The organism is Clostridium neuense (assembly GCF_045310695.1).
GTDB lineage: Bacteria > Bacillota > Clostridia > Clostridiales > Clostridiaceae > Clostridium_S > Clostridium_S neuense.
In genome coordinates, this window is the sequence record NZ_JBJIAA010000007.1 from 67,295 (window position 1) to 80,758 (window position 13,464).

Here is a 13,464-nt window from a genome sequence, read left to right on the forward strand (position 1 = left end):
ATTTGGATTTTAATGCTTGATTGCTAAAAGGTCTGTGTTTTAATCGACACAGACCTCTATTATTTTTATTAAAAGAATTTACTTTACATAAAAATAAATGTATGCTAAAATAGTTAAAACAATTTAATTAAATAAATTTAACTATTTTAGCATGGGGAGATAAAAATGATTGAAGATAGCATAGCTTTTATTGCAAATTATTTTTGGGAGAAGTCTATTAAAAATATTAATAATACATTATCTGATAAACAAGCAGGCAGTTTTAATATGAATGATTACTATTATCTTACTTCTATCCACCAGCTTGGTAGCCCTAAACTAGGAGAATTGGCTGATAAACTTAATTTAACTAAACCAGCAATTTCTGCTTTGGTTAAAAGACTGGAAAAAAATCAATTGATAATAAAAAAACAATCAGAGCAGGATAAAAGGGTTTTCCGTGTAAAGCTTACGGATAAAGGTATAAAAATTATTGAAGGGGACAACAAATTATATTTAGAACTGTCAAATATTATTAGTGAATTACTTACGAATGAAGAAATGGATGGTATTAACAATTTGTTGTTTCAAGTAGTAAGTAAACTTAAAGAAAAACAATTGTAAAATTTCAGTATGATTTTTATTTAATATGCGTTAGGAGGCAAGCATAATGAAAAAATTAAAAGCAATTTTTTTAATTACTGATATTGGTTTTATGTTTTATTGGTTTGTTACTTTATTTCATTTAATTCCACAAAATTTACTATTTAAGGATTATACGAATTCTATTTTGGTAGCATGGAATTGGTCATTTTTAACACTTGATATGTGTATTTCGATAACAGGATTTTTGAGCTTATATTTATATAGTAAAAGAAATGTATTGTGGCGAAAATTTAGTTTGATTTCACTGGTTTTAACTTTTTGTTCAGGTTTACAAGCTATTTCATTTTGGACAATAAGGCATGATTTTGACTTGCTGTGGTGGATTTTTAATTTGTACTTGATGATATACCCAATATTTTTTATAAAGAGGATATTATGTGATGGTTTGGATGGTGGTGTCAAAATATGAGTTTTATTTATTTATTTTTAGCAATAATTTTTGAAGTTTCAGGGACAACACTTATGAAACTATCAAATGGATTCTCTAATATTAAATATGCCGTAATTATGCTGATTTTTTATGTTCTTAGCTTGAGTACACTTACTTTGGCCTTAAAAAAGATACAAATAGGAATTGCATATGCTACCTGGTCTGGTATTGGTATAGTGCTGTTAACAATTATAGGACTTATAGCTTTTAAAGAACCCATAAACTTGCAAAAAGTAATATTTATAGGTTTTATTTTGGTTGGAACCGTAGGATTAAATTTAATTAAGTAATGTAATATTGCGTTATTTACATATAAATTAGGTGTATAATAAAAATTAATATTCGGCTTGTTAAACGAAAGTAATTATGATAAACAGGAATAGGTAAAGCGGGAGTGATTGTATGTCGGAAATTAAATTTGATATTATAAAAAATATTGGAATTCTATCTGAGGGAAATAAAGGTTGGAGGCGAGAATTAAACATTATAAGTTGGAATGGCAGAAAGGCAAAATTAGATATAAGAGATTGGGATGAGACTCATATTAAGATGGGAAAAGGTATTACTTTTAGTAAATTAGAATTAAAGCAGTTGAAGGATATTTTAAATGAAATTGATATTGATGAATTGGATATAGAATAAATGATTAATAATAGATGCTAAAATAGTATTTTGTAAGTTACTTTACTTATGGATAATGATGGAAAAAATATAATTTAAAATAAAACTAGTGTTAAAAAATAATGATTTTATAAGTTAGAAATATACAATTGTATCACATCATAAAAAAATAAGTCCTCTTGAGCATATAGCTGAGTATCTTAGAATAATGTTTAGGCTATTGGAAATACTAAATTATAAAATAGTCAAAATTAAAAGATATATTGGCAAAATTATTATGTTAGGAGGATGTTTTATTATGTTTCTATTTAATAGAAAATCAATTGTAAAAATCACAGGAGCACTTTCTTTGTTGTTTTTAGTAGGTTGCACAAATTCTCAAAAATCATCCTTAAATAGCGATGCGAATAAAGTTAAGAATGATGTTAATAATATATCAAGTAAAACTTATATAAATGGTCCTAAAAAGAATCAAAAAAATAATTCAGCACAAAATGTAGTTCTTGCAGACATTAGGACATATGCAATTCAAGGAAAAGTTATTAATTCGGATTATACTATTAAGAATACAAATATCACTAGTGTTCAAAAAATGTTAGGTAAACCTGATAGTTCAACATGGATAGCAAGTGCTAAAGGATTGTATTCAACTTATTCAAAGCATAATATTGTTTTTGGATCGAATAAGGGTGGGCAAATTTTCGAAATTAGATCTCTTGATCCAAAATTAAACAAAATTTCTCTTTCTATGGTAAAGTCAAACTTTGGAACTCCTAAGTACGATGTTAAAACTGGCGGACGAGAAACAATAGGTTATACTGCAGGAGATCAGTTTAAAATCTTATTTGTATTTCCAGAGCCTACAAAGAGTAATCCAGATCCTTTAATGACTAATTACTCTGTTTTGTATCCCGCAGGTACTGTTAATTCTATGGCAAATGACCGTGGAAGGCAGTGGTAATAAGTTTATTATATGAAAAACCGTGAATTTAAATGTTCACGGTTTTTCTATTCACTATATTATTATTGACAGTGCGAGTACAATGATATATATTTATAACATAAAGATATATAAATATATCTTTTCCAGGTGGTGAGTATGTGTTAAAGACAAAATTAAAAGAATATAGAGCAAAATATGATATGAATCAAGCAGAATTAGCTAAATTGGTGGGGGTTAGAAGAGAAACCATAGGGCATTTGGAACGTGGTGAATATAATCCTTCACTTAAGTTAGCTTCTGACATTGCTAAAGTGTTTAAGGTTACAATTGATGAATTGTTTAAATATGTAGATGATTAAGGAGGCGGTAAATATGGATGAAAGGCAATATAAACTGGGATTAAGAGCTTGCGCGGCTGCTGTTTTAGTAGCATATGTTTACCTATTAATTGAAATTTTTTATAAATTTATTTCTACAAAAAAAATTGAAAATTGTGCATGGGAAATTGGATTATTAGTTTTAATGTCTTTTATAATTATATTTGTTGGAAGAAAAGATGAAGCAATTTTACTTCCTAAAAAGGTATCTGGAAAAGAAATGCCTATAGAGTTAAGTAAAGCCTATAAAAGAGAGAGAATTAGAAATTATATATTTAATTCTATTCTGTTTAGCATTGCTATGATGGTATCTATTTCTTTTGTTTTACCGCTTATTGGGAAAATACCCTTAGACTTTTATTTGCCTATTGCAGATAAAGATAAGTGGCTTAACATAGTAATAAATTGTTCTGTTGAAATTATAGTTTTATTTTTTATTTCTTTCGTATTAGATTATAGTTTAGGTGAATGTCATATTCGAAGATATAATAAAAAACTTAAGGATTTGGAGGAGAATAATGGATAAGTATTATGAAAAGATATTAGAAATTGGTAAGGATGCTGATAGTATAATTCAAATGTTGAGAAGCAAAAAAATGAGTGCTTTAGAGAAGATTATAGATTTTATTTTTACAAATTCTGTTTCAGTAGTAGATGGATTAAGTACAAGAGGGGTCTATTATCTAGTTACTAAGGGGAATGTTTCTAAATTAGTTCATGTTTCATCAGAATTAGAAATTGAAGAATTTGACGTAACTACCGAAGTTCAAAGTAGCCCAAATCTTAGAAAGTTCGAATATAAAGGCAATTACTATAAAACACTTAAAAAATTTCGTTAGAGACCATATAAATTTCAAGTTTTAAGGCGGTTTATCTTTAATGGAGGAGTTGTATGAAATATAAGTATATATTGTTTGATGCAGACGATACACTTTTAGATTTTGGAAAGGCTGAATGGTTTGCTTTAAATAAAACGCTTGAGGATATTAAATTTAATTGTAATAAATACATTGCTGAGAAGTTTAGTAGCATATGTGATAAATTGTGGCATGAATTTAAATTGGATGAGCCGCTAAATAGATATGTACAGATAAATTATCATGATTTGTACTATAAATATTCTGTAGAAAGATTTAAAGATTTAAAAGAATTACTGGACATTAATATTTCTGCGCAGTTGCTAAGTGAAAAGTATCTTAATTCATTTTCAGAGTGCGGTTTTCTTGTTAAGGGTGCCGAGAATGTTTGTAAACAACTAAGTTTGCAATATAAAATTTTTGTAGTTACTAATGGCCTTTCACATGTTCAAAAATCAAGAATTGGAAATTCTAAAATAAAATCATATATAACAGATATTTTAATATCTGAAGATGCTGGCTGTGCTAAACCAGGTAAAGAATTCTTTGATTATTCAATAAAAAGTTTAGGAACATCAAATCTATCTGAAATGCTAATCGTTGGAGACTCCATTATAACTGATATATTTGGTGGAAATGAATATGGAATTGACACGTGTTTGTTTAATTCTAAAAGAAAAATTAATAAGCTTAAAATACAACCTAAATTTGAGATAAGAGAACTAAATGAATTACTAGGAATATTAAGAATTTAAAGTAAGAAAATTAAACTTACTTTTTTATTTTATATAAGTGAATATGTTATATAATATACCTATATTATGAAAAATAGGGGGATAAATCAAATGTTAAAAAAATTATTATTGGCAGTTTTTGTTAGTTCCTTGTTATTTATATCTTTAAATGCAAAGGCAGCAACTTTTATATATAATCAAGTGGTGGATAAAGGTAAAAATTGGACAATCCATTTTAATCAAGATGTAGGTTTTGATGATGCAACTAAAAACGCAATAGTTGTAACTGATAGCAGCGGGAATAAAGTAAATGTATCTGTAAATTTAGGAATTGATAATAAAACAATTGTAGTAGGAGCACCTAAAGATGGATATGAAGCTGGAGCAAAATATGAGCTTACAGTTGGAAATGGTGTACATAGTGTAAATGGAAAAGGAATAAGTGGGCAAGCTAAGATGGATTTTTCCATAAAGGATGATGTTGAGGAAAAAGGAAATACAAATGGCAATATTATTGATAATGGTTTATTTGCAGAGGATAATAGTTACATATACTATGATACTTTTTCCACTGATGATAAATTATATAAAATGAATAAGGATGGCAGTAATAAAGTTAAGTTAGCTGATGATAGTCCATCTTACATAAACGTTTATAATGGATATATTTATTATTCAAATGGTAATGATGGATATAAAATTTATAGGATAAAAACTGATGGAACCGGAAGAACAAAATTAAGTGATGATAAAATTTCAAGTTACATTAATGTTGTTGATGGTTTTATATATTATGCTGATAAAAATGGCTTTATGTATAAAATGAAACTTGATGGAAGTGGAAAAATCAAATTAACAGGAGACTGTGTTCAAGACATTAATGTATCAAATGGATGGATATATTATATGAATGATTCTGATAACGGAAATATGTATAAGATAGATATAAACGGTAGTAATGAAACTGAGTTGACTAAAGAAACTGTAGATGATGTAATAGTTGACGGGAATAGTATTTATTATACAAAGTGGAATAGTAACGGTGTTTTTAAAATGGATTTAAGTGGTAGAAGTGAAACTAAAATATGTGATAAAGGTGGAGCAATTAATGTTAATGGCAAGCATATTTATTTTTCACCAAGTAATGGTGGAATATATAGAATGGATTTAGATGGTGAAAATGTAATAAAGCTAGCGGAATGTAATCCAATGGATTATATAAATGTGATAGATGATTCAGTTTATTTTGTGGATTTAATTAATAAGGATAAGGCAAATCTCTATAAAATGAATATAGATGGAACAAATAAGATTATGCTGCAGTAATACAGTGAAATTAAGGAGCAAAAACATGATATGTGGTTAACTTATAACTAGGCATGCAGTTCATCAAATAAATCAGCTTTTTAATGTTTTTTTGTTACAGCTCAATATCAAAAGTAAACAAGTTTTGCTCAAAAGTGCTTTATGAAAAGCAAGTGACCAATGCAAAAATTAGGAGTATTTTTTAGACGGCATAGTTGAAATTAGTAATAACTGTGGAGAAAGAGAAACTAAAGCTTTTGTAATGCGACTAAAGAATTGGATCTTTTCAAATACATCTAAAGGTGTAACTGTGAGCACAGTTATTTACAGCGTAATTGAAACTATAAAAACTAATGCGCTTAGTTAATTTAGCGACATTTTTATTTTACATAATTATGTAGTATAATATACCAATACTGTAAAAAAATAGGGGGATGAATCAAATGTTGAAAAAAGTATTAGCAGCAATTTTTGTTAGTTCTTTATTATTTATATCTACAAATGCAAAGGCAGCAATTTTTACAAATAACCAAGTGGTAGATAAAAATAAAAGTTGGACAATTCATTTTAATCAGGAGCTAGTTTTTGATGATGCAACTAAAAATGCAATAGTTGTAACTGACAGCATGGGAAGCAAAGTGAATGTATCTGTAAATTTGGGTAGTGATAATAAATCAGTTGTAGTAGGTGCACCTGAAGTTGGATATGAAGCTGGAGCAAAGTATGAGCTTACGGTTGGAAATGGTGTACATAGTGTAAATGGAAAAGAAATAAGTGGACAAACTAAAATGGATTTTTCTATAAAGAATGATATAGAACAAAGTGGAAATACAAATGGTAATATATCTAATGGTGGAAAAACTTGTGAGAAAGATGGATTTATTTACTATGGTGGTGCTTGTAGCGGATTATATAAAATGAAAACAGATGGAACAGGAAAAGTTAAATTGCTTGATGATTCAGTTGCAGATATAAATGTAGTTGGGGGGTGGATATATTATTTAAATGTAAGGAATTATAATGAAAATCCAAACTCTAGAATATACAAAGTGAAAATAGATGGTACATGCAAAACTGAAATATATTCACAAGATGATATTTCTGATTTAATTGTTACAAATAAATATATATATTATAAAACTTTTACGTCTAATTCTGACTTAGAAGATTTAGATTATGCAATTTATAAAATGGATATAGATGGTACTGATAAAGTATTGTTAACTAATGAAAAATGGATATCCAATATTAATTATAAAGATAATTATATTTATTATAATACAAGTGATGGAATATATAAGATTAAAAATGATGGGACAGATAGAGTTAAGCTGCATAATTGTGACACTAGATTTATGATAGTCAATGACAAAAATATATACTTTCATTCGGAAGGCGAAAATTATTCTGTAAATAATGTATATAAGATGGATTTAGATGGAAAAGAGCTTCAGAAAGTAATTACCTTCAATTCTGATGCAAATGAATTATTTCAACCATTCTTTTTCAATGTTGATGGGGATTGGATTTACTATTCAACCATAGGTAAATTAGGTGACGGTGTATATGAAGTAAAAACAGATGGAACACAAAATACTAAATTAATAGGTGACTATTGCAAAAGTATAAATGTTACAACCAATATGCTGTTTTGTAATAAAATTGAATATGCATCTGGACATTATGATAGCCCAACATTTGATATGGAATTATATACTACAAATAAAGACGGTTCACAAAAACAAAGTATAGATTCAAGTATAGTTTCTGATAACTAAAGATATTGAAAAAGATAAGGAAAATTTCGATGAATATGATAAAAAAATCTATGTTTCCAGCTGAAATATTTGATGATTTAGATAAAAAAGATACAATAATAGCATTAATATTTATTCTGATATATATAATAGTAGATTTTGTGATTTTGTATCTAGTAAAGTTTTCATCTCTGTTTTATTTAATGAAAAATGATAAAAATAGAAGTTATAGATTATTGTTTGGCTTAATTACAGATATGCCTGCATTTTTAGCAGTGTTTTTGATTTTGAAGTGCAGAAAACAATATATATCAACTGTTGGAATTAGAAAAAAAGGATTAAAATCATCTATACTTGTAGGGATTATATTTTTATTATTAACGAGACTACAATTTATTAAAAATACCGGAATTAGTATAATATTTATGAATAAAACTTTATTTTATATATTTTTTGTTGGGTTTTACGAAGAATTGATTTGCAGAGGTTTTTTATGGCCAAGGCTAGTAGTAGGATTAGGCAGAATTTGGGGAACAGTTATAAGTGGACTATTTTTTGGAATGGGGCATGTTCCTATTGATATTGTGTTTAATAATAAGACTTTTTTTGATATTGTTATATTAGGAAACACTTCCAATACCAATATGGGGGGAGGATTATTAGGAGCCTTGTTTTTCATATATATTTATACTCGTAATGATAATATTTTGTTACCATCATTTATACATGGTATACTGGACTTAAAATGAGTTTATACCATAGAAACAAGGAGCAAAAACATGAACGGAACTATAAATAAACTTAAAATAAGTAGCTTTAATTGTGAAGTATATCTTCCTGCAAGTTATAATTTTTCAGATAATAATTACCAAGTAGTATATGTAAATGGCGAGGGTAATATAAGTGAGCTTATAGGCAAAATTGAACCACATTTTGATTATAATTGTCAGCCGTTTATACTTATAGGTATTGAACCACAAAATTGGAACAGCGATTTTACTCCGTGGCCGGCTCCTGCGTTAACAAAGAAAACAGAAGCTTTTAAGGGAGAAGCTGATAATTATTTGCATAAGCTTATTTATGAAATAAAGCCTTTTATAGATGAAAATTATAGAACAAAGGAGGAACCTAATAATACTGCACTTGTTGGTTATTCTTTAGCAGGTCTTGTGGCAGTATATGCCATGTACAAAACTTCAGTTTTTGGAAAAATTGCCAGCATATCAACTTCAATGTGGTACGATGGTTTTATAGAATTTTTGAAAAAAAACAAACCTGTAAGTAATGAAACCAAGGTGTATATGTCTCTTGGAAAGTCAGAGGAAAAAAGCCGCAATCAGCGTATGGCTATGGTTGGTGACTGTACTCGAAGGGCTTTTGATATACTTAAAAATCAGCTTTCGGTCAAAGCAAGTTTGACTCTTCAGTGGAATAATGGTGGGCACTTTACGGATATACCTGAGAGGTTTGAAAAGGCTTTAGTATGGCTAATGAGATAATACATAAAAGAGTTCAAGAAGTTAAAAATGATATTTTAGTAGAGGTGTAATCTATGACTTTACTAGAAATAGAAAATATTATAGTAGTATTTAATATGAAATTTAAATTAGGTTGTTATGCTAGACTTTAGCGTGACAACCTAATTTTTTACTAACGGTTAATTTATTAAGTACATAAAATATTAATCCAATATCTTTATTGATATAAGAATATGAATTGTTTGTTTATAAAAAATAATATAAGATCATCTAAGCAAGAAAATTTAAAAGATAATATGAGAATGAAGTTCAACGTAAAATTTTAAAATTATATAATATAAGAATAGTAAATAGCTTCAACATTTGCTATTCTTTTTTTTATTTTGATAACTTTAAAAATGTTATAATGTTTTTAATGGAATGTAGATGAACAATATGGAAACTTGAAATTTAAAAGTATAAATAAAATATGTATCCTGATAAACTGGAATTTGATATTAGTAATTTCGTCTTTTAATTTGTCATCTATATTAATGTTTTAAATATATCTTTAAACTGCCATCCACATCTTGTAAGTTCCCCCATTACCGTATCGATGCCAGCATCTGATTTAAACCAGCCTTCCTTGTTTACTCCCTGTGTTTCTGTAGGGCAAATAATAAAATCTGTTTCAGGATAATACAACTGATAATACATTAAAGCACGTCTTGCATGAAATGCCTTGCAGCATATAATGGCTTTTTTTATAGTTAGATTATGGGAGTCAGTAACTTTTTTTGAATTTACGGCATTTTCATATGTATTTTCTGATTCATCTTCTTTCAAAATAGCAGTTTCATCGACACCGTTTTGAACTAACACATCTTTTAAAAATTCCCATTCTGTTTTATATTGCCCAGTATATTTATCTGATTTTGACAAAGGACCAGGAAAGTATCCACGTTTTACACTATATTTTCCTGATGGAAGGATGATTTTTGAATATCCGCTGCACCAAAGTCTAGCAGCGTGTTCAGCAAGTTCGGCATAGGCACATCCAGGAATAAATATAATATCAGCCTTTTGTGGCTTGTCTTCTAGAAAAATAAAATTTGTAATATCATTTATAATTTTCATATTAACACCCCATAACTTTTATAGATATAGATAACTTCCAATTAGTAGGGATAAACTTGTAATTTATAATTTTCAAATTCCAAGATATCTATCTATAATTATACATATTTTTTATTCACAGTAAATATATGTTATAAAAATATTGAAGATGTAACAGAATATAGTATATAGTTAAGTATGAAAGGGATGAGTTTATATGATTTTATTTAATAAGAAATTTGTTATGAAAGTTTCAATTATTTCTTTATTGCTTTTTTTGGTGGGTTGCTCAAATATAAATAAAGTATCCAGTAATAATTCCGGTTCTAATACTAATAAATCATCAAATAATAATACAGGTTCTAGTACCAACCAATCATCAACAAATGAAACAGTAAAAAAAGATACTTCTAATAGTAATCCAAAACAAAATAACGAAGAGAATAATTCACAAAGTAAACTTCTTCAAGACATTAAAACACTAGCCGCAGAAGGAAGGGTGATTAATTGTGAGTATCCAGTTAAATTAACAAACCTTTATAGTGTAGAAGAAAAGTGGGGAAAGGCTGATAGTTCAAATTGGGTAGCAAGTGCTAAAGGAATGTACTCAACTTATTCAAAACATAATGTAGTTTTTGGTTCAAATAAAGGAGAACGAATTTTTGAGGTTAGATCTTTTGACAGTAGATTAAGTAAAATATCGCTTTCGATGGTGAAGAGAAATTTCGGAACGCCTCAGTATGATGTAAAAAGCAATGGTGAAGAAATAATAGGATATGTGGTAACTAAGGAATTTAAACTTTTATTTGTATTTCCAGAGCCTACAAAAAGTGTGTCCGATCCATTAATGCGTCATTATTCTGTTTTATATCCATCAGCTACTGCTAATTCTATGGCCAGCGATCCAGGAAGACAGTGGTGATAAATATTAAAAAGAGAGAAGATTAGTTTTTAGCTGATTTTCTCTTTTTTTAGATTATAAATTTTTGATGTATATAAAAAACAAATTAATAGAATAAGCAATAATACAAATAATACTTATGAAAGGAGAATTACATATGAGCCAATTGATTAATAACAGGGAATATAGACAAAAGATTTTAAAAGAGCTTATAATGGAGCTTCATAATGGAAAGAGCCCAGAAGAAGCAAAGGAAAGATTTCAAAAACTTATAGAAGGGGTAAGTACATCAGAAATATCGGAGATGGAGCAGAATCTAATAATGGAAGGTATGCCTATTGAAGATGTACAGAAATTATGTGATGTACATTCAGCAGTATTTAAAGGTTCCATAGAAGATATCCATAAACCTGAATCTTATGAGAATATTAAAGGCCACCCACTTAATATTCTTAAAATAGAAAATGATGCTATAAAAAATTTAATTGAGAACAATGTTAAAAAGCATATTGATGAATTTAGCCAAAATATCAGCGAAGAAAATATAAATAATCTTAGAAATGATTTTAAATTACTTCTTGATATTGATAAGCATTATAAAAGAAAAGAAAATTTATTGTTCCCGTACCTTGAAAAATACGGTATAACTGCTCCTCCCAAAGTAATGTGGGGGGTAGATGATGAAATAAGACAGGGAATAAAAGAAGTAAATAATAAACTTTTGAAGGTTGAAAATTTTAAAAATAAACTTGTAGAAGATATGAATAAAGTAATAGATAAAATAACAGAAATGATTTTTAAAGAAGAAAATATACTGTTTCCTATGGCTGTTGATAATCTTTCTGAAGATGAATGGATTAGTATTTATGATGAAAGTAATGAAATAGGGTATTCCCTAGTAAAACCGGAAGTAACCTGGAATCCAGAAAGAGTTGATGTAGACAGAAAGGAAGAAGAAAACATAAGAGAAGGCTATGTGAAATTTGATACTGGTGTTTTATCTTTTAGTGAGTTAAATAAAATATTTAATACTCTTCCAGTGGACATTACATTTATTGACCAAGATGATGTAGTTAAATATTTTTCTCAGTCCAAAGAGAGAATTTTTGCAAGAACAAAAGCAGTTATAGGCAGAACAGTTCAAAATTGTCATCCACCAGCAAGTGTTCATATAGTTGAAAAAATGCTTGAAGATTTTAAATCTGGAAGTAAGGAAAATGAAGACTTCTGGATTAAAATGGGTGAACTTTACGTTTATATTAGATATTTTGCAGTAAGAGGTGAAAATGGTGAGTATATTGGAACATTAGAAGTTACACAAAATATTAATCCAATAAAAGAAATTCAGGGAGAAAAAAGATTGATATCAGAATAAAGATAATCCACCTTAAAACCTTGAGATAAATTAAAAAATACAAGTGAGAAGGGATATTATGATAGTTTCAGAGAGTAAGAAGGAAAACTACTGTACAGAAATTTCAAATAAAAATGCTTTTATTATTGCTGATACAACAGGGAAATATTTTGCACCACATGATTTATTATGCGCTGGCTTTGCTTCTTGTCTTAATATTACGACGAGAATGGTACTAGATCGAAAAAATATAAAATATGAAAAAGTAATTGTTAAGGTAGATTTAGACAAGAGTGATGAAAGTAAAACTAAGTTTCTTTATTCTGTTGATATTTTAGGCGATATTACTGATGAAACAAAACAGCATATATTAGATATAGTTAAAAATTGTCCTGTAAGAAAAACCTTATCTAGAGAAATAGAATTTAAACCTGTTGACTTTTAACAAAATAATGATAAAATCAAGTTGTAGTATTAGATTGATAAAAAACAGCACTAAATTTTGATAAAGCGAATAATTATTCAATGCGATTTTAAGCTGTTTCTAGTTACGTATTTGAAGTTAAGATGGTTTTGCGCCAGCTTAACTTTTATTTATATTTGTACTTTGAATAAATATGTAAAGGAAAGGAATGTGTTATTATATGCATCTAACACCTAAAGAAATGGAAAAGTTAATGCTCCATTATGCTGGAGAATTGGCCAAGCAGAGAAAAGCTAGAGGGCTTAAATTAAACTATCCGGAAGCTATAGCACTTATAAGCTCGGAATTAATGGAAGCAGCAAGAGATGGGAAGAGCGTAAGTGAGCTCATGCAGTATGGCACTAAAATTTTAACAGAAGAGGATGTTATGGAAGGCGTAGCTAGTATGATTACTGAAGTTCAAATAGAAGCAACTTTTAGGGATGGTACTAAGCTTGTTACAGTACATAATCCAATTAAGTAAATTGTCGTTTGTTTCAAACT

General features: G+C 28.2%; 18 protein-coding genes and 1 pseudogene. 18 read left to right on the top strand and 1 reads right to left on the bottom strand.

The features are described 5' to 3' along the window. The first annotated feature begins 165 nt into the window (after positions 1-165). From ACJDT4_RS09585 to ACJDT4_RS09650, 14 genes and pseudogenes are all read left to right on the top strand, one after another. Positions 166-603 carry a MarR family transcriptional regulator gene (locus tag ACJDT4_RS09585; RefSeq protein ID WP_406787340.1) on the top strand — a complete coding sequence of 146 codons (438 nt, stop codon included), beginning with the start codon at positions 166-168 and terminating at the stop codon, positions 601-603. A gap of 46 nt (positions 604-649) precedes the next feature. After that, a complete protein-coding gene (locus tag ACJDT4_RS09590; protein WP_406787341.1) occupies positions 650-1,054 on the top strand; it encodes a YvaD family protein in 405 nt (134 codons plus the stop codon). Further along, a complete protein-coding gene (locus tag ACJDT4_RS09595; RefSeq protein WP_406787342.1) occupies positions 1,051-1,365 on the top strand; it encodes a DMT family transporter in 315 nt (104 codons plus the stop codon). Before ACJDT4_RS09590 ends, ACJDT4_RS09595 begins: the two co-directional genes overlap by 4 nt. 112 nt (positions 1,366-1,477) lie before the next feature. Then, on the top strand, positions 1,478-1,717 hold the full coding sequence (locus tag ACJDT4_RS09600; protein ID WP_406787343.1) for a YdbC family protein: 240 nt from the start codon (positions 1,478-1,480) through the stop codon (positions 1,715-1,717). Positions 1,718-1,994: 277 nt separating this feature from the next. Beyond that, a complete protein-coding gene (locus tag ACJDT4_RS09605; RefSeq protein WP_406787344.1) occupies positions 1,995-2,657 on the top strand; it encodes a YjgB family protein in 663 nt (220 codons plus the stop codon). A 140-nt stretch (positions 2,658-2,797) separates the two neighbouring features. Continuing rightward, a complete protein-coding gene (locus tag ACJDT4_RS09610; protein ID WP_406787345.1) occupies positions 2,798-2,998 on the top strand; it encodes a helix-turn-helix transcriptional regulator in 201 nt (66 codons plus the stop codon). Positions 2,999-3,011: 13 nt separating this feature from the next. Further along, positions 3,012-3,542, top strand: coding sequence for a hypothetical protein (locus ACJDT4_RS09615; RefSeq protein ID WP_406787346.1), 531 nt, complete (start codon positions 3,012-3,014; stop codon positions 3,540-3,542). After that, positions 3,535-3,855, top strand: coding sequence for a hypothetical protein (locus ACJDT4_RS09620; protein ID WP_406787347.1), 321 nt, complete (start codon positions 3,535-3,537; stop codon positions 3,853-3,855). Before ACJDT4_RS09615 ends, ACJDT4_RS09620 begins: the two co-directional genes overlap by 8 nt. 53 nt (positions 3,856-3,908) lie before the next feature. Then, positions 3,909-4,628 carry a YjjG family noncanonical pyrimidine nucleotidase gene (locus ACJDT4_RS09625; RefSeq protein WP_406787348.1) on the top strand — a complete coding sequence of 240 codons (720 nt, stop codon included), beginning with the start codon at positions 3,909-3,911 and terminating at the stop codon, positions 4,626-4,628. 90 nt (positions 4,629-4,718) lie between these two features. After that, positions 4,719-5,933: a DUF5050 domain-containing protein gene (locus tag ACJDT4_RS09630; protein ID WP_406787349.1), complete on the top strand. Its 1,215-nt coding sequence runs from the start codon at positions 4,719-4,721 to the stop codon at positions 5,931-5,933. 187 nt (positions 5,934-6,120) lie between these two features. After that, positions 6,121-6,279, top strand: a pseudogene (locus ACJDT4_RS09635) (IS66 family transposase); the annotation flags it as partial. A 76-nt stretch (positions 6,280-6,355) separates the two neighbouring features. Next, positions 6,356-7,690, top strand: a complete 1,335-nt coding sequence (locus ACJDT4_RS09640) for a DUF5050 domain-containing protein (protein WP_406787350.1) — start codon at positions 6,356-6,358, stop codon at positions 7,688-7,690. Positions 7,691-7,719: 29 nt separating this feature from the next. Then, the gene (locus ACJDT4_RS09645) at positions 7,720-8,418 is read left to right on the top strand and encodes a CPBP family intramembrane glutamic endopeptidase (RefSeq protein ID WP_406787351.1); all 699 of its coding nucleotides are present in this window, start codon (positions 7,720-7,722) and stop codon (positions 8,416-8,418) included. A 30-nt stretch (positions 8,419-8,448) separates the two neighbouring features. Beyond that, positions 8,449-9,168 carry an alpha/beta hydrolase gene (locus tag ACJDT4_RS09650; RefSeq protein ID WP_406787352.1) on the top strand — a complete coding sequence of 240 codons (720 nt, stop codon included), beginning with the start codon at positions 8,449-8,451 and terminating at the stop codon, positions 9,166-9,168. Between the two features lie 504 nt (positions 9,169-9,672). Here ACJDT4_RS09650 and ACJDT4_RS09655 read toward each other — a convergent pair. Next, positions 9,673-10,263, bottom strand: a complete 591-nt coding sequence (locus tag ACJDT4_RS09655; protein ID WP_406787353.1) for a YdcF family protein — start codon at positions 10,261-10,263, stop codon at positions 9,673-9,675. A 196-nt stretch (positions 10,264-10,459) separates the two neighbouring features. Between ACJDT4_RS09655 and ACJDT4_RS09660 the strand changes: the two genes are divergently transcribed. The 4 genes from ACJDT4_RS09660 to ureA all read left to right on the top strand — a co-directional run bounded on the left by ACJDT4_RS09660 (position 10,460) and on the right by ureA (position 13,444). Further along, entirely contained in the window at positions 10,460-11,164 is a 705-nt protein-coding gene (locus ACJDT4_RS09660; protein WP_406787354.1) for a YjgB family protein, read from the top strand. Positions 11,165-11,300: 136 nt separating this feature from the next. Then, on the top strand, positions 11,301-12,518 hold the full coding sequence (locus tag ACJDT4_RS09665) for a DUF438 domain-containing protein (protein ID WP_406787355.1): 1,218 nt from the start codon (positions 11,301-11,303) through the stop codon (positions 12,516-12,518). 58 nt (positions 12,519-12,576) lie between these two features. Then, positions 12,577-12,942 carry an OsmC family protein gene (locus ACJDT4_RS09670; protein WP_406787356.1) on the top strand — a complete coding sequence of 122 codons (366 nt, stop codon included), beginning with the start codon at positions 12,577-12,579 and terminating at the stop codon, positions 12,940-12,942. Between the two features lie 199 nt (positions 12,943-13,141). Then, the gene (ureA, locus tag ACJDT4_RS09675; RefSeq protein ID WP_406787357.1) at positions 13,142-13,444 is read left to right on the top strand and encodes an urease subunit gamma; all 303 of its coding nucleotides are present in this window, start codon (positions 13,142-13,144) and stop codon (positions 13,442-13,444) included. Positions 13,445-13,464: the final 20 nt, after the last annotated feature.